The following is a 17,324-nucleotide window of genomic DNA, read 5'->3' as shown; positions in this document are numbered from 1 at the left end:
GTTCATTGTAGAGCCGAACCAGCTACCAGACTGCCTCATCATGTTCGAAGTGGATCACAATTTTGTTGGCCCACCCTGCGATGTGGTCTCGTACAAGCACAGGCTTGCGCTTTTCATGAGCTTATAGAATCCGACAAACTTTATGGCGGTACGAAAAACATCCCGATTTCTCGCTGCCGCCACGTCTGCTCCCACGCAGGAGTTGCCTTTCGTAGGCATCCTACTCACCGGGAGGAAAGCACTCGGACAAGCAGCCTGGCTTCCCTCTTCTACATACCCACGACCAAGGAGATATGAATTTATGGACTACCGCATTCATCGGGGTGAGATCCAGGAAGACCAGCTCACTGCTATGTTGGAAGGTTATTCAGCACGTTGGCCCACCAGCCTGTTTCTGGCTGCTGCCTTCGGCTCCATCGTAAGTTCCCTCGTATTGAAATCACAACGAAAAGACAACCTCGCCATTTTTGTGGGCCAATGGGTGGCACCCTTGTTGATTCTCGGCCTCTACAACAAAACCGTGAAACAGCACGGCTCCGATGCATCTGCTGAGTCCACGGGTTCAGGCGGCCAAGTCTAGCTTTGACGGGGCCTTCCTGAGCAAAAGGCCCGCTTCGCTGCGGGCCTTTTACCGGTGGACTGTTGGGATTGACCTGAGGCGCCTTCTCTTCGATGGGCCTTGGCGGAATGCCAGGACTGGAGCAGAAGCGCCCCTAAGCCTCAGCCACCTCACGATCGGTCATCGAACAACTGCCGTCACAATTCTTCATTTTGCTGGACCACCTCCTTTCCCGTGTACCTGCGACCTTATGCCTTGCCACAGAAAAAATCAAGCCTCACCAAGCCTCACCAGGAATGCCAGTAGCCATCTCGCTGCGTCAATGTTACTTCCACGCCAAAAAGACTGCGCAGCCGATCAGCGGTAATCAGTTCTGTCTTTGGGCCATCGGCAACAATGCGCCCGCTGCGCATCATGATGACGCGGTCAATCTCGGGAAGAATATCGGCCAGGTGGTGTGTGACCATCATGATGCCCGTGCCCTGTCGGGCCACGATACGTAATGTTTCCCGCAATTCGCGCTGGGCGGCAATGTCCAGTGCGTTCGATGGCTCATCGAGCAGAAGCATCTCCGGTTGATGGACGAGCGCACGGGCAATCATGATGCGGCGCTGCTCTCCGGCCGACATCTCACCCACCAGTTTGTCGGCCAGGTGTGTGGCTTCCATCAGGACCATGGCTTCATGGGCGCGCTGCCACATCTCTTCACTAATGTGCAGATTGGGCCAGATGGTGGACGCCGAGAAGAAGCCGGCCACCACGACATCGCGCCCTTTGGAAACAGGAGTACGCTCGCCCGGCATGTCGGCCGAAACAACACCCAAATGCCGACGCAATTGGGAAACGTCCCACCGCTCGCGCCCCAGCAAACTGCATCGCATCTCCGGAGTGAAAATCGGATAGCACTCGCAGGTGATGGTCTTAATCAGCGTGGATTTTCCGCAGCCGTTTGGCCCCAGGATGGCAACATGTTCCCCTGTTTTGATCCGTAAACTCACATCATGCAGCACAATGGCCTCACCACGGGCCACGTGGACATGTTCCATGCACAGAAATTCTTTCTCCTGTTCTTTCAGCAAACCAATTCCCTCTGTGAAAATTGTTATCTTGTTTAGAGTAACCGCCGACAATGAACGACTCATCGCTTCTTACTCAGGACGCATTGCCTTCCGGCTTCCGTTTCGCTGCCGTCAAGGCCGGAATCAAACCCAGTGGCAACCTGGATCTGGCCCTTGCCGTAGCGGACTTAACGGCAAGCGCTGCTGCCATGTTTACCAGCAACCGGGTCGTGGCCGCGCCTGTTCTCGTGGGCCGCAGACACATGAAGCGCAGCAAAGGCCGCGTGCGGACGGTGATCGTCAATGCCGGCAATGCAAATTGTGCCACCGGGCCCGCCGGCATCGAGGCCTGCGAAAAGGTATGCCGCGCCGCAGCCGCGGCGTTTGACTGCCAGGAAGACGAAGTCTTTCCCTCCTCCACCGGAATCATCGGGGTCCCGCTGCCGTCAGAAAAACCGATCCATGCCCTGCCGCAGCTTGCAGCCACTCTCGCCGCCACGCCGGAGCAGTTTTCCCTTTTTGCCCGTGCCATTCTGACCACCGACACGAAACCAAAGGTGGCAACGGCCCGGATATCTGTCAACGAAAAGACTGTGAAAATTGCCGGCGTCTGTAAGGGTGCCGGGATGATTCATCCACAGCTCGTTCCTCACGCAACCATGCTTGTGTATCTCTTCACAGATGCGGCGATCAGCCCGGAAGACCTGGACGCGCTTCTCCAGAAGAGCGTGGAAGTCAGTTTCAATCGCATTTCCATCGACGGAGACACATCGACCAATGACACGGTCCTTCTGCTGGCCTCCGGCGCCAGCGGTGTCCCCATGGATGCCTCCAGCGCGGCCTTCAGCAATGCCCTCACAGAAGTATGTACCTCTTTGGCCAAGCAGATTGTCGACGACGGAGAAGGCGTGACGCATGTTGTGGAATTGCAGATCGAGGGCGCACCTACAGACCGGGACGCGCTCTCCGTGGCGAAGGCCATTGCGCATTCTCCACTGGTCAAGACGGCATGGGCCGGATGCGATCCGAACTGGGGACGTTTGATGGCCGCCGCTGGTTATTCCGGCGTCGCAGTAGATCCGGAACGCATCAGCATCTGGTTTGGAGACCTTCCCATTTGCCGGAACGGTGGTCGTGCGCCGGAATTCGACGAAGCGGCCGCGCACCAGTATCTGAAGCAGCGGAATTTCACCGTGCGGATAGATTTGGGTCTGGGACGGGGCTTCTGCCGTTTCTGGACCACAGACCTGACTGCGGACTATGTGCATATTAACGCCGACTACTCAACCTAGAAAAGTTTTTTGTGGCAGCAGTCGTACACTGCAACAAAAACTGTGCAGAGCGCTAGACCCCTCGTTATTTCTGGATTTTTTGATATTTGCTCCCAGTCTTGCACAGGCTTTTTCACAATTCTGTTGAAAACCTCAGACAACGCCCTGAACTCTTGGGAAAAAATGCGCTGCTAGAATTTTGAGAAAAAGATGACCACCAGCAGACCCGGCATGCAAAAGACCTTCTCGCTGATCAGCGACGCCACACTGCGTAATCTGTATGCCCGAATGCTGGAGTGCCGCATTCTGGGCCAAAGCACCAGAGGGCTGGAAGCAGTCTATGCCGGCGCCACTGCGGAACTTCGTCCCGCTGACGCACTGTTTTGTACGCAGGAGCGTCTCGCCAGATTTCTCTCTGGTGCTGCACCGGATGACGGATTGCATCCCATCCCCGGCAGAAAGCCGCAGAAGGACCTTTCTTTGCCGGAGCAAATTGCTCTGGCCACTGGAGCATCTGTGACCGTGGCCCGACGAAAGCCAGGTGCTGTGACCGTGGCCCTGCTCGCCAAAAGCAAGGGGACCCTTAAGGAAGCACAGACTGTCCTGCGTTTTGCTGCCGCAAACAAGCTTCCTTTGCTTTATGTTTGTAGTGATATCGCAGAAGATGCTACCTCACTGAAATGTGATTTCCCCCTCATTCCTGTGGACAACAAAGACGTGGTCGCCATCTATCGGGTTGCGTATGAGTGCATCCTCAGGGCGCGTCAGGGACAAGGTCCAAGCATGATTGTGGGCAGTTCCTGGATCAGGAAGTCAGATCCGCTCCGGAACATGGAGCACTACCTGGCGGCGAAAGGAATTCTGGATGACGGATGGAAGCAACAGCTCCAACGTGAGATGGGGAAAAAATGGAAACCGCTGCGCGCTCCGCGAAAAACACGGCCCTCCTTGGCCCAATTTGCCTGCCTGTATGATTGTTAGTGCAGTCCCATACTTGTCAGCCTTTTCTGCTTCATCTAGCCTTGAGACAGAATGGCTGGGTCATCGGCTTCGACAATCTTCGTGTGGGTAAATTCGCTCTTTCTGAGGTGCGAGTGAGATTCATCTCTTCGATGTGTTTTTTTGTTGCGCTTTCTCTTCCGCTGCAATCGGCATTTTCCCTGCAGAGCGCCACCGCGGCGCAACAGAGCACAGGCAGTTCTCAGCAGCCATCCGTCCCGCCCAATTACGTTCCCGCATCTCCTATCGTGCACGTCAGCACGCTTGGGTCTTCCTATGTACCGATGGACAGCTGGATGTATCCTGCGCTCGATCGCCTGCAGGCCCTTGGGTATCTTGATACTGCATTTCTGGGACTGCGTCCCTGGACACGTCTCAGCATCCTGCATATGCTCCAGCAGACGGCGGACAAGATCGAAGGGGACACGAACAACGATGAAGCCCGGGAAATTTATCTCGCCCTGCTGCACGAAGTCTCTCCGGAATTTGAGAATGATTACGGAGAGCATGCCGTTCATGCCCAAGTGGAAAGCGTCTACACCCAGATGCGCGGAATCAGCGGCACTCCGCTGCGCGACAGCTACCATTTGGGCCAGACCATCATCAATGACTATGGCCGCCCTTATGAAGAAGGCTTCAATAATTATTCCGGCTTCAGCGCGCAGAGCGAGGCGGGACGGTTTGCACTCTATTTTCGCGGCGAATACCAGCATGCTCCCAGTGCTTCCGGATATTCACCCGCACTTTTTCAGTACCTTTCCGAAGATATTGATGGCATTCCCGTAGCCACCAACCCCAACCAGGCGACGATTCCGCTCGGTCCCATTGCCTCAGTCAACACGTTTCGGGTGCAGGAAGCCGCCTTGTCCTACAACATCCTCAATCACTCCATCTCTTTCGGAAAGAATGACCACTGGTGGGGCCCGGGACAAGGGGGTGCCTTTGCCTTCAGCAACAATGCTGAGAACATCTATTCCTTCCAGATTGACCGCACGGAACCCCTACGGATTCCGCTGCTCTCCAGGCTCACCGGACCGTTTCGCTATCAATTTTTTGTAGGAAGCCTGAAAGGGCACACGGACCCGAATTCACCCTGGCTACATGGAGAGAAAGTCAGCTTCAAACCAACAGAGAACCTCGAATTTGGTTTTGAACGCACCGTCATCTGGGGCGGCAAAGACCACGTACCCATTACCTTGCACAGCTTCCTTAAGAGTTTCTTCAGTGTACAGAACGTTTCTCCACAGGAGAAATTCTCCCGCAACGATCCCGGAGCGCGCTTCGGCACCTTCGATTTTTCCTATCGTCTACCCTATTTGCGCAAGTGGCTCACACTCTACACCGATTCTCTTGTGCATGACGACGTAAGCCCCATCAGTGCACCGCGCCGTTCCGCAATCCGCCCTGGCCTGTACCTTTCGCACTTTCCAGGAATCGATCATCTCGATTTACGTGTAGAGGCCGTATCCACCGACCCGGTCAGTAATTCCACCGCGCAGGGCAACTTCCTCTACTACGAGACGGTCCAGCGGCAGGGCTACACCAACAAAGGAATGATCATGGGTGATTGGATTGGCCGTCAGGCCAAAGGCGGCCAGGCATGGCTCACCTGGCACCTTTCTCCCAAGGAACAGGTACAGTTCAGCTACCGGAACGCCAAGGCTTCCGCGCTCAACGTGGACAGCGCAGGGCATCCTGCCGGGTTTCTGCCCGGAGGCACTACCCAGAACGATTATCAATTCAGCGTCGTCAAACGCATCATGAAGCAGATTGAGCTGAACGGCTGGGTGCAGTATGAGCAGTGGAATGCACCGCTCTACAAATCCGGCTCTCAGAGCGACACCACAGCTACCTTCCAGGTGACGTGGTATCCGAGGGAAAACAAAATCTTCTGAGCACAGAACAGGCCCTTGCCTGACGGAAGGGCCTTTCCGTTTCCACATTATCCTCGACGCTGACGCAAATCCCCGCCGGTCATCTGCTTTGGCTGCTCCAGGCCCAGAAGCCCGAGCACAGTCGGCGAGATATCACGCAACGAGCCGCCGGGCTTCAGCGAATATTGATTCGCATCTTCACTCACCAGAAGAAACGGCACGGGATTCGTAGTGTGCGCGGTGTGCGGGCCTCCGGTTACAGGGTCCACCATCATCTCAGCATTGCCATGGTCGGCGGTAATCAGCAGTGCGCCGCCTCTCTGCCGGATGGCTTGATAAATACGTCCCAGGCATGCGTCCACTGTCTCTACCCCTCGGATCGTCGGTTCCAGCTTGCCTGAATGCCCAACCATGTCTGCATTGGCAAAGTTCACGACAACCAGATCAAATGCCGTGTCCTCCACGGCCTTGATGACGGCATCCGCAATGCCGGAAGCGCTCATCTCCGGTGCAAGATCGTAGGTCGCTACCTTCTGTGAGGGCACCAGCACGCGGTCTTCCCCCGGAAACGGTGTCTCAATCCCGCCGTTGAAAAAGTACGTCACATGCGCATACTTCTCGGTCTCAGCCACACGTAGATTGCGCAGGTTAGCCTGCGCCAGCATGTTGGCCAGAAGGTTTTCCATGGACTCCGGCAGGATGACCATCGGCAGCGTAAAAAGCTTGTCATACTGCGTCATACAGACGTAGTGGAGCTTCTGAGGCACTTCACTGCGCGGAATCGTCTCATCCAGTTCGGCCGCGCTCACCAGATCGCGTCCCTCTTCTTTCGTCAGACCACTGTTTCTGGCCAGTACGCGGGTAATCTGGCGGGCGCGATCCGCACGGAAGTTGAACATGATGCATACATCTTCATCGCGGATGACACCATTCGGGTGTCCCTGCTCATCTGTAACAACGAATGGCACAATAAATTCATCGGTCACGCCGTTGTTGTAAGATTCGCGGACACGTGCAACGGCATCGTGATAAGCCCCGCCCTCGGCCTGTCCTTTCACCATGGCATCAAAGGCCTTCTTTTCGCGCTCCCAGCGGCGGTCTCGGTCCATGGCATAGTATCGGCCGGAGACAGATGCGAGCTTCCCGACCCCATACTCGGACATCTTTTGCTGAAGGGCCTCAAGATAACCCGCGCCGCTGGTCGGCAGCGTATCACGGCCATCCATAAAGGCATGGACAAACACCCGCTCCACGCCGTGCTTTTTGGCTGCCCGCAGCAGTGCATAGAGATGTTCCTGATGTGAATGCACGCCGCCATCAGAGACCAGCCCAAACAGATGCAATTGCCGCCCATTCTCACGGGCCCGCTTCATGGCATCCGCAATGACCGGATGCGAGGCAAACTCGTCCTTGGCGATCAGCAGGTCAATGCGGGTAATGTCCATCTGCACAATGCGTCCTGCACCGATATTCAGATGCCCCACCTCGCTGTTGCCCATTTGTCCATCCGGCAGACCAACAAAGTGGTCCGAAGCGTGCAGCAGCGTATTCGGATACTCGGCCAGCAGCTTGTCATAGGTTGGCTTGCGTGCCAGAGCAATGGCATTATTTTCCACCTGCGGGCGATAGCCCCATCCATCCAGAATCGTAAGGACCAATGGCCTCTTGTGTGACAACTTTCTCTCCTGTCTTGAAGTTCAAAATCGTTGGAACTGCATGGCCGCCCCACTCCCGGGCAGAATGGGGCGCACGGCAGGCTACTTCGGCGCGGCTGAAGACTGCGGCTTCTGGGCAGGAGCATTGAGCGATGGTTTGTTCTGCTGCTGTTCCTGCATATACTTCTTTTGCGCATCCTGGATCTCGGCCTGGTGCCGCGTGATCACGTCCTTCACCGTCTGCTGTGCCACCTGTACGGCGGAACGTTGCAGCTCTGCCGTCAAATAGGGCTGTGCCCCGGCCAGGTGTTGTCCTGCGGGGGTCTTATAAAATTCAATGATCTTGGCTGCATCTTCTGTAGAAAGATACTTCGGATAAATCTCTGCCGCTTTCGCATTCAGGTCTGCACTGTGCAGGCTCTTGTCCAGGTCCTGGATGACATCTTGCGGAATGAAGGGAGGAATAGTGCTTCTGTAGTACTGCATCAGGTTTGTGACGATGCGGTCTTTCATTTCATCGGCCTTCGTCAGTTTCTGCATCTCCTCGATCTGTTCAGCCGTAATCGGATGGGCCGGCGGCGGTACAGGCGGCGGGGCCGGCTGGGAGGGTTGTGTCTGGCTACTGGCTGCAGAGGACGTGGCCGGGGCCGCCGTCTGCTGCGCAAGAGCTGCTGCCGAAAAAAAGGCGACGCACGCCGCTGTCGAAAGGATTCGCATAGTCTGCTCCTGTTTGCTTGAGAAAGCAAAACGCGCGGAGGGTCTTCCGCGCGTTTTCCGAATTTACTTACTCACCAAAGTTTACCGCTTTCAGTCCAAGAAATTCTGCCGCCTGCCCCAGCTCTTCTTCGATCCGCAGCAGTTGGTTATATTTGGCGATGCGATCTGTGCGCGAGGCCGATCCGGTCTTGATCTGCCCCACTCCGGTGGCCACCGCAAGATCCGCAATAAATGTGTCTTCTGTCTCGCCGCTCCGATGAGAAATGATCGATGTATATCCATAACGGCGTCCCAGCGTGATGGCATCCAGCGTTTCGCTGACCGTGCCAATCTGGTTGACCTTAATCAGAATCGAATTGGCTACGCCCTCGTCAATTCCACGCTGCAAACGTTCTGTATTGGTTACAAACAGATCATCTCCAACCAGCTGGACACGGTCGCCAATCAAGTCCGTAAGATACTTCCATCCCTGCCAGTCATCTTCCGCCAGTCCGTCTTCAATGGAGACAATCGGGTATTGCTGCGTCCAGCTCTGCCAGAAGCGCGCCATCTCTTCGCTGCTCTTCTCGCTCTTGTCAGATTTCTTGAAAACGTACTTGCCCTTTTCCTTGTCGTAAAACTCACTGGATGCCGGGTCCAGGGCGATGACGACGTCCTCGCCTGCTTTGTAGCCGGCCAGTTCAATCGCCTCCAGAATCACTTCGATGGCTTCCGTGTTGGATTTCAGCGAAGGGGCAAATCCGCCCTCATCGCCCACGGCCGTGTTGTAGCCCTTCTTTTTCAGCACGCCCTTCAGCGTGTGGAAAATCTCGGCCCCACAGCGCAGTGCGTCGGAAAATCGTTCCGCGCCCACCGGCATGACCATGAATTCCTGGAAGTCCACATTGTTGTCCGCGTGCGCGCCGCCATTCAGAATGTTCATCATCGGTGTGGGCAGAATCGACGCATTTACTCCACCCAGATAACGATAGAGCGGAATCCCCAACGCATTCGCCACTGCACGGGCCGCCGCCATGGAAACAGCCAGGATCGCATTCGCGCCCAGCTTTCCTTTGTTCGTCGTGCCGTCCAGCGCAATCATCGTTTCATCCAGCAGGCGCTGATTGGCTGCGTCCATCCCGATCAGCTCTGGTGCAATCACGCTCTCGACGTTTTCCACCGCCTGCAGGACACCCTTGCCCAGATAATGACTCTTGTCGCCATCGCGCAGTTCTACTGCCTCATGTTCGCCGGTAGAGGCACCGCTTGGTACCGCGGCGCGGCCCACCGCTCCATCGTTCAGCACCACATCGGCTTCCACGGTCGGGTTTCCGCGCGAGTCAAGGATTTCGCGCGCATGAATCGCGGCTATCTCTGTCATTTCACTCCTCGATATCTTGTGTCTTAACCGGTCTTTCAGTTTCGGACGTCGGTCCACACGTACCGGCCCACCGGCAAGGCCGCCTATGGTCTCTACGAAGTCCGACATGCGATGAAGTTGCCTTCCCTGAAGAACAATTTCTGAAGAGAGTTCCTTTAGCAGTCTAACAAAGACCGTGCCGCTGTTACCTCGCATGGTTCCTACAGGCAACTCTCCTCTACGCCCCCGCCTCTTTTCGTCTAGGCTTTGAATAGGACAACTGTTCCGCTGCATTTTGTGTCTGAATCTCAGGCGGATGAACTTTGACGGCTGACGCCGTTTGAAATCGGGAGTGATTGATGAACAAGGCCGGGAATTCGCTTGCTCTTCTCGCGTTTGCCACAGCCTTGCTGGCCGCACCCTGCGTCCATGCGCAACAGGCCCAGCAGAATGCCAACCAGTATCAGGGCGTCTCCAATCCGCCCGCAGATGATGTGATTGTCGCCAACGACGAAGCACCTGCTGCGCCAAAACCTTCTCCGGCAAAGCCAGTGATGGCAACTCCTTCCACGCCCTCGCCGCAGGCCGTAGCCAACCCGGACAGCGACATTGTATCTTCCGTCCCCTCCACAGCCTCCGGAAATACGACTGTAACCGGATCTCTCGCGCCGAAACTCGAATCGCGCCCTTACAATCCGGATGAAGATATTGTGGGCTATGTACCGTCGCCCAACAACGAGCTGGCCGAAGGCACAAACATCCGCGTCCGGATGCTTGACGCGCTCTCAACCAATGAGACCTCGGCCGGAAGCAGCTTTCGCGCACAAGTGATCAGCGATGTGTACAAGAACGGAAAGGTCATTATCCCCGCCGGGTCAGAGCTGCGCGGCCGGGTTGTGCATGTCTCCCAAGGCCATCACTTCGGTCCAGCGGCCACCTTGAGGCTGCGTCCGGATGTCATTGTCCTTCCGGATGGCAGTGCATATCATTTTTACGGACAAGTCGTAGACTCCCGGGCCCCCAATACCCGCACCGACGGCGAAGGCGGAATTGAGCCTGCAACCCACCTCAAAAAAGACGCCATTGAGTATGGCGCCGGAGCAGGCACTGGGGCCATTGTAGGAGCCAAAGTGGCCGGACCCACCGGAGCGCTCGTCGGGTCGCTCATCGGTGCGGGCGTCATTACCGCCCATCTGCTGATGCAGCACCCGCAGGTGGCTGAAGTCCCCAAGGGTTCCATCGTCACCTTCAGCCTGACCGAGCCAATGGACCTGCTGCCCACAAAGAATTGACCTTCATGATACGAAACAAGCCCGGCTCAGGTAGCCGGGCTTTTCCTTTTATGTTATGGATTCGGTGCCTCCCTCAGGGGCCTCACAGCCGCAGCGGTTCCTCAGTGCGGCTGCTGCGGCAAGGGCATGTTCTGCTGGCTCTGCGGCTCAGGGACAGGCTGCTGCTCCTGCTTTTGCAGGTTTTCCTGCTGCCCTGGAATCATCACCTCTGGTAACTGCTTGGCCGGCTCCAGTCCGGGAATGTTCAGCTTTTGCTGGGAGATGTTTCCACCCGCGGCATCCACAATGTTGATGCCGTAGCGGTCCAGAGTGCTGGCCAGCGTCATCGCCAGTGCGGCCCGGTCTGTCGCATACTTTGCCGTTGCGGAAATGACGTTATTTTCTGCGGTGGCCAGATTGCGCTCCATCTGCAGGACATTGGCCGTAGTCGAAGCGCCCAGCCTGTATTTCTTCTGCTCCGCATCCAGGCTCTGGCGTGCATACTCACGTGCTGCCAGTGCTGCCTGCACCGCTGCGCGGTCGTTTGTCAACGCATACTGCCCGTTGATCACGTTCATGCGTGTCTGCACATAGAGCTGCGCGAGACGCATCTGCGCCTGACGGTATTCCAGCAGAGACCGTGTCTGCAAGGCCTGTGCCGTACGGTTCCGAAGAGGAATCGTGACGTTGAAACCCACTCCCTTGTCCGGGTTGGAGCTGTTAAAGAGGTTCTCAAAAGCACTGCTGTAGCCTACCGGGGTTACAGAGCAGGAACCGAACAGCGGATTACACAAAGGGTTTCCGGCTCCGCCCACCGCGGCTGCGCCATAAAACCCATAGACATCCACAGTCGGCAGCAGACCATTCTTGACCCCCTTCAAGGTAATTTCATCATTCTTCAGGGTCAGCATGGCCTGCTCAATGGCCGGACTGTTTGCGTCCGCCTGCCGTACCAGATCGTCCACCGGCGTATGTTCTTCCGGAGTTTCCAGCAGACTGACGCGGTCGGTAGGAATGATAGGAGCGTTGGCCAGCCTTGGATCATCCAGGTTCCGTGCGATCGCCTGCTTCATCACAAGTTGCTGGTATTCCAGAGTACTTTGCGAAGAGATCAGCGCCTGTTTGTCGCTGGCCACCTGACTGTCAGCGTTCACCACATCCAGCGGGGCGAGGGTGCCAATCTGGAGCTGCTTGCGGTTGTCCGAGGCCAGTTGTGTCGACTGCTCCAGGGCACGCTGCTTGGCCTGCACATCTTCATAGGCGCTTACCAGCCCCCAGTAGATGTTCTCAATCTGGTTGATGGTGTAAAGCAGCTGCTGCCGGAAGGCCGAATCTGCAATGCGCCGGTCATTCTTCGCCTGAATCACAAAGCGGTCATTGATACCAACACAGCATCCGTTTAGAAGATGCTGCGTCAGTTTGGCTTGAAAGCTCGTCTGCAACACCGGGCTGTAGGTATTGAACCGGCTGTTGCTTGTTGTGCGGGAATTATCGAAGCCCACCTGTAAAGCAGTACCAGTAACAAAACCCTGATTATAGGTAAAGTTATAGGTGTTCGTGTTCTGGTTCAGCGTCAAAGATCCGGTTTGAAACGGCGATGTTTGGGGCAGCTTCGAGCGTTCAAACTGGATGTTACCGGTAATGCTGGGGTCCATCTGCTCCGGCTGAGGGCCTTGGCCGTTGGTCGTCAGCACCAGGCCCGAAGCACCGGCTCCAGCACCTCCGGAAGCCGCTGTTGTGCCGCCCGGACCGCCGCCTGTACTTGCCTGTACCGTGGAAGTCGTCCCTCCAATCGTCCCTGTGAGCAGCCCGCTGCTTACGCCCAGCAGCGATGATCCGGTCTTGGCACGCAGAATGTCTGTATCGGCAATGTCGAGATTGTAGCGCTGTATGGCGATGTCGAAGTTGTTTTCCAGTCCAAGAATGATGGCATCGCTGAGGCTCAGATAAATCTTGCCGTCCTTGACCAGATCATCCAGACGTGGAGAATTGGAAAACCGCCCCACGTCCTCATGCTGCGGCGCATATGGTGCAATCGGATTCGGCCAGTAACCCCGGGGTTTCGTGTAGTCTCGCCCGGTCGGACGCAGATAAAGCGGCTGTGTATAGTTCGGCGCCGGCTCTGACGGCAGCCCCTGGACAGACTGTCTCGCTGTCTCGTTTGTCGCTTGTGCCTGCCCGGTTGCTGCGGCCGGCTGCGCATGGATCTTCGCACGTTTGTGCAACGCAGCCCGGTGCGGCGTCGTCTGGGCCGATGTGCCCGTGGTCTGCTGCGGAGAAACCGCCCACGAAGGCATCGTCCCCATCAGCAAGCATGAGATCGCGGCTGTTGCTCGTAACTTCTGGAACAAAACGTGTTCTGATTTCAGGTGTTCCCGGCTTTCGCAAGAAAATTCCATTCGCCTCTCCATCGGCATCATGCAGCAAAATCTCTCCCTGGGGCGCATGGAGCGCCTGGTCCCAGCATATGTCCGATCACCGAACATATCTGTTTGTATAAAGAGTTACTTGTCCTCTGATACGCGACCACCCCTGCCTTCGTTCCCACAGGAGGTATAAAAAGTCTACCTTTCCAGGAAAAGCTGAGTATATCGCACGTGTTGGATGTTTTATCCTCGCCTTTGGACGCGCGAAATGATGAAGAAAAAGCAAACAGATCCACAACCCGGTCCCCTTCCCTCGCGCTCGCAGACCGCTTCCGGCTGGAAGCTGGTGCTTGCTTACGACGGCACAGACTTCCACGGCTGGCAGGTCCAGCCCGGCCGCCCGACCGTTCAGGGCCTTCTGTCCGATGCCATTGAGCACATCACCGGTGAGCGCGTACTCCCTCAGGGCAGCGGACGGACGGACGCTGGCGTCCACGCGCTCGGTCAGGTTGCAACTTTTATATTATCGGCTCCGATACCTCCGCCCAATCTCCTGCGCGCGCTGAACCGCGCTCTTCCCTCGTCCGTCCGCGTGCTCAGCGCGGAAGTGGTCTCGCCAGACTTTCATGCCCGGCACCACGCCCTTAGCAAAACCTACGAGTACCGCATCTACCGAGGAGAAATCTGCCCTCCCTGGCAGGCGCGTTATGTATACGCACTCCACGGGGCGCTCGACCTGTCGGCGATGCGCCGGGCCGCGGACCTGATCATCGGCGAACACGATTTTGCTTCCTTCGCCGCTTCTGACCCCGACCTCTCGGAGCGTCTCCTGCAAGGGTCCCCCCCACGCACCACCGTCCGCACCATTTTCTCCTCCCTCTGGGAAGAGCGTGGACCGGAGCTGCTGGTCTATCGTGTCCAGGGCACTGGCTTTCTGCACCACATGGTGCGTAATTTGGTTGGGACTTTCCTCGAAGTCGGCCGCGGCCGGATCCACCCCGAACGTATCCCGGAAATTCTTGCCGTCCGCTCCCGCAGGGCTGCCGGACCCACAGCGCCTGCACGGGGCCTGTGGCTGGTCTCGGTCAATTACGAAGCGTAAAAGTGCTACGCTGACACTAATGCCTGTAACTGCTCCGGCCACGGCGTTTGCCCGAATCAGCCAAATTGCTTCTCAGCGATCGGTGCATGAGGCCTTCCGCTGGCTCCATTTGCATGAACAGCAGATCATGCGCTGGCAGCAGGAACTTGTCTCCATCGCCGCACCCCCCTTCGGCGAAGGTCCGCGCGCCCTTTGGCTCGCATCCCGTTTGCATGAAATCGGCCTCGAAGAGGTCCACCTGGATGCCATCGGCAATGTCATCGCGAAACTGCCCGGACAGGACCGCAGCCATCCCTGTGTTGTGGTTTCCGCCCACATCGACACGGTCTTCCCAGACGGGACCCCCATCCAGCCCCGCCTGATAGGCACCCGGCTCTTCGCCCCTGGCGCATGCGACAACGGCGCCGGGGCCGCAGCACTTCTGGCCATCGCATCCGCCTTGCGCCGGGCGCAGGTCCACCTCCCGGGCGACATTCTGTTCCTCGCCAATGTCGGCGAAGAGGGCGAGGGCGACCTGCGCGGGATGCGGTACTTTTATCAGCAGATACCTTCGATCAGCCAGGTTGCAGCGCATCTCGTCCTCGATGGGGCCGGGCATGAAGTCGCTGTGACCCGCGCCTTAGGCAGCCGCCGTTATCTTGTCACCATCGCCGGGCCTGGCGGCCACTCCTGGACAGATGCCGCCCGGCCCAACCCGATTGTCGTGCTGAGCCGCGCCATTGCCCAGCTCGGAGACCGGCAGTTGCACGAGATGCCGCGCACCACCCTGAACGTCGGTACCATCGAAGGAGGCACTGCCGTCAATGCGATCCCGGAAAGGGTCACGGCCCGCTTCGACACCCGTTCCACCGATGCCGACCAGTTGGTACGGCTGGAGGTGGACCTGCACCGCGCTGTCGAAGACACTGTTCTGAATGGCAATCAGGGCCTGTCCGAAGGACTCTGCCTGCGCTTTTCCATTCAAACCATCGGCGACCGCCCTGCCGGAGCGCTCCCTGAAAATTCTCCTCTCCTGCACACGCTCCGCGCGGTGGACCGTCACCTCAGCATTCGTACAGAAACGCGCATCGCCTCGACCGACGCCAATATCCCTCTTTCGCTGGGCGTCCCGGCCCTCTCGATGGGTGCTGGCGGCGAGGGAGGGGGCATCCATACCCGCTCGGAATGGTACGACGCACGCGGTCGCAACCTAGGTCTGCGGCGGATCCTGCTGCTGGCCTGTTCCGCATTCTGAAGCCCGATCTTTATGCGTCCGGCGGGTGCGTTTCGGCCTTGGGCCGGAACAGCGTAATGATGGACTGTTCCATTCCATCGGCCTTCATATAACGGCCTCCTCCGGCCCTCTTGGCCCGGTACATGGCCAGATCGGCGGCCCTCCAGAGCTGATGAGCATCCACTCCGTGGTCCGGATAAATCGCGATCCCAAGGCTCGCGGAAAGGTCCAGCGTCACCCCGGAGACGGTAAACTGTCGGCGGAATGCGCCCAGCAGGTCTGCGGCCACCTTCTCCGCATCCGCATCCGCATGCAGATCGCCAAGAACAATGGTGAATTCCTCGCCACCTGTCCTAGCCACTGTATCGGATTCGCGAAGACGTTTTTTCAGGCGGCCCGCAATTTCCTGCAGGCAAATGTCGCCCACCGCGTGGCCATACGTATCATTGATCTGCTTGAAGCGGTCCAGATCAATGCAGAGGATCGCCGCCTTCTGCTTGTGCCGCGCCGCTGTCTCCAGCGTATGCCGCAGCCTTTGCTCCAGATGAAAGCGGTTGGGCAGATTTGTCAGCGGATCGTGATTGGCCCGATGCTCCAGTTGCTCATAAAGCCTCTGCTTATCGGAGACGTCAATCACCATGCAGAACCGGACTCTGCGCCCCTCAAACTCAATGGAGTGTGAAGAAATCTCGGCATGGAACCGACTGCCGTCTTTCCTGCGGTGCTTCCAGGGGCCAGTGGTCCTTACGTCCTCTCCTTCCCGCAGAATCACCTTTTGCGCCTCCACCCGGTCCGATACATCCACCAGCTCCATCACGCGCAGGGCAAGAAACTCTTCCCGACTGTAGCCATATTGCACGAGCGCCGCATCGTTCACCCGCAGCACCTTCAATCCTTGCGGATCATAAAGGAACATCGGATGCGGATTGCTGTCAAACAGCAGCTGATATTGCTTCCGCTGTGTCTCCGCATCCACAATCTGCTCCTCCATCAGCGTCAGGATCATGCCAAATTCCACAAAGTACTTGGGCACATTCCACAGCGGCGAGGTGACCAGCAGATGCGGATAGAAATGAAAAAGGATGGCGCTGGCGGGAAAGACCATGGCCCAGGCCACCAACCCTACTGAAGCCGTAACCACCCCGACTGAGGCCCGGCGGAAATCTTCCCAGTACAGCACCGCGTTGAGAAGAAAAACCTGGGTAAGAATGGCATTCAGCCCCATTCCTGCCTGATGGTGCGCAATCAGTTCCAGCAGCCACGTACCACAGGCCAGTGCAATCAGATTGTTCGCCCACAGAATCTTCTTCCGACGCGCGGCAAACCGTACCCCCGCCCAGATTGCGCCGCATTCGCCCAGATTGACCAGAAAAATCAGCGGGGCAACACGGTCATAGTCGAATGCCACCAGAAAGATAAACGTCAGCGCGGGAATACTGGCGATGGATCCCAGAAGGAATTGATAACGTAGCGACAGGCGCGTGGCCATGGCCGCCAGAAGAAAACAGGTCCCAGCCAGCGCCAGCCCCGATGCGCTTACGGCCCACTGCAGGTTCTGTCCGAAGTATGAGGCCGGCCGCAGCTGCAGTGCAGCAAAGTGGGCCAGAACAAAAAACCAGCCCGCGATCCAATACACCAGACGTACAGAGGTCCGCCTGCGGTGGATCATCCCGAACAACAGCACCAGCAGGCCCAGGACCAGAATGTCTTGCCAGGTGTTTTGCATCGCGAACTCTCTAATATCTCATCGGCGAACTTGGGAACAGGGTGCGAAGAAAGTCGCAAAAAAGCACAAACCCAACAATAGGCTCACCGCACCACTGCGCGGCATGGAAACAGCACCTGGGCCTGATTGTTCCTTAATATTTTACAGATGATTGAAAGTATACGCTTTCCTGCG

General features: G+C 57.2%; 13 protein-coding genes. 7 read left to right on the top strand and 6 right to left on the bottom strand.

The genetic code is table 11. The annotated features are described in order from the left end of the window. Window positions 1-301: 301 nt before the first annotated feature. On the top strand, window positions 302-580 hold the full coding sequence (locus N655_RS0113095; protein WP_026443347.1) for a hypothetical protein: 279 nt from the start codon (window positions 302-304) through the stop codon (window positions 578-580). Between the two features lie 266 nt (window positions 581-846). Here the strand turns inward: N655_RS0113095 and N655_RS0113090 are convergent, their stop codons facing one another. Continuing rightward, on the bottom strand, window positions 847-1,605 hold the full coding sequence (locus N655_RS0113090) for an ABC transporter ATP-binding protein (RefSeq protein ID WP_044935928.1): 759 nt from the start codon (window positions 1,603-1,605) through the stop codon (window positions 847-849). Between the two features lie 83 nt (window positions 1,606-1,688). On the opposite strand from N655_RS0113090, the gene argJ reads away from it, so the two are divergent. The 3 genes from argJ to N655_RS18950 all read left to right on the top strand — a co-directional run bounded on the left by argJ (window position 1,689) and on the right by N655_RS18950 (window position 5,782). Then, on the top strand, window positions 1,689-2,909 hold the full coding sequence (gene argJ / locus N655_RS0113085; RefSeq protein ID WP_026443345.1) for a bifunctional glutamate N-acetyltransferase/amino-acid acetyltransferase ArgJ: 1,221 nt from the start codon (window positions 1,689-1,691) through the stop codon (window positions 2,907-2,909). Between the two features lie 189 nt (window positions 2,910-3,098). Next, entirely contained in the window at window positions 3,099-3,869 is a 771-nt protein-coding gene (locus N655_RS0113080; RefSeq protein WP_026443344.1) for a hypothetical protein, read from the top strand. 131 nt (window positions 3,870-4,000) lie between these two features. Then, window positions 4,001-5,782 (top strand): capsule assembly Wzi family protein, encoded by a 1,782-nt coding sequence (locus N655_RS18950; RefSeq protein WP_238324733.1) that lies wholly within the window; start codon window positions 4,001-4,003, stop codon window positions 5,780-5,782. 47 nt (window positions 5,783-5,829) lie between these two features. On the opposite strand, the gene gpmI is transcribed toward N655_RS18950, so the two are convergent. The 3 genes from gpmI to eno all read right to left on the bottom strand — a co-directional run bounded on the left by gpmI (window position 5,830) and on the right by eno (window position 9,493). Continuing rightward, window positions 5,830-7,437, bottom strand: coding sequence for a 2,3-bisphosphoglycerate-independent phosphoglycerate mutase (gene gpmI / locus N655_RS0113070; RefSeq protein ID WP_026443343.1), 1,608 nt, complete (start codon window positions 7,435-7,437; stop codon window positions 5,830-5,832). A gap of 81 nt (window positions 7,438-7,518) precedes the next feature. Then, window positions 7,519-8,133: a DUF2059 domain-containing protein gene (locus tag N655_RS0113065; protein ID WP_026443342.1), complete on the bottom strand. Its 615-nt coding sequence runs from the start codon at window positions 8,131-8,133 to the stop codon at window positions 7,519-7,521. A 67-nt stretch (window positions 8,134-8,200) separates the two neighbouring features. Further along, the gene (eno, locus tag N655_RS0113060) at window positions 8,201-9,493 is read right to left on the bottom strand and encodes a phosphopyruvate hydratase (RefSeq protein WP_026443341.1); all 1,293 of its coding nucleotides are present in this window, start codon (window positions 9,491-9,493) and stop codon (window positions 8,201-8,203) included. Window positions 9,494-9,831: 338 nt separating this feature from the next. Here eno and N655_RS0113055 point away from each other — a divergent pair, with 338 nt between their 5' ends. After that, window positions 9,832-10,764 (top strand): TraB/TrbI/VirB10 family type IV secretion system protein, encoded by a 933-nt coding sequence (locus N655_RS0113055; RefSeq protein WP_026443340.1) that lies wholly within the window; start codon window positions 9,832-9,834, stop codon window positions 10,762-10,764. A 101-nt stretch (window positions 10,765-10,865) separates the two neighbouring features. Here N655_RS0113055 and N655_RS18945 read toward each other — a convergent pair whose 3' ends face one another. After that, the gene (locus tag N655_RS18945) at window positions 10,866-13,040 is read right to left on the bottom strand and encodes a TolC family protein (RefSeq protein ID WP_081823824.1); all 2,175 of its coding nucleotides are present in this window, start codon (window positions 13,038-13,040) and stop codon (window positions 10,866-10,868) included. A gap of 337 nt (window positions 13,041-13,377) precedes the next feature. Between N655_RS18945 and truA the strand changes: the two genes are divergently transcribed. Next, window positions 13,378-14,211, top strand: coding sequence for a tRNA pseudouridine(38-40) synthase TruA (gene truA / locus N655_RS0113045; protein ID WP_349509491.1), 834 nt, complete (start codon window positions 13,378-13,380; stop codon window positions 14,209-14,211). A 19-nt stretch (window positions 14,212-14,230) separates the two neighbouring features. Then, on the top strand, window positions 14,231-15,445 hold the full coding sequence (locus tag N655_RS0113040; protein ID WP_026443338.1) for a M20/M25/M40 family metallo-hydrolase: 1,215 nt from the start codon (window positions 14,231-14,233) through the stop codon (window positions 15,443-15,445). A 10-nt stretch (window positions 15,446-15,455) separates the two neighbouring features. Here N655_RS0113040 and N655_RS0113035 read toward each other — a convergent pair whose 3' ends face one another. Continuing rightward, complete coding sequence (locus N655_RS0113035) at window positions 15,456-17,150, bottom strand: diguanylate cyclase domain-containing protein (RefSeq protein WP_026443337.1); 1,695 nt, start codon at window positions 17,148-17,150, stop codon at window positions 15,456-15,458. Between the last annotated feature and the right edge of the window lie 174 nt (window positions 17,151-17,324).

The sequence above is a fragment of the Pseudacidobacterium ailaaui genome, assembly GCF_000688455.1.
GTDB classification, from domain to species: domain Bacteria; phylum Acidobacteriota; class Terriglobia; order Terriglobales; family Acidobacteriaceae; genus Pseudacidobacterium; species Pseudacidobacterium ailaaui.
Note: the sequence above shows the minus strand (reverse complement) of the source record. Positions and strands in the feature narration are given on the sequence as shown.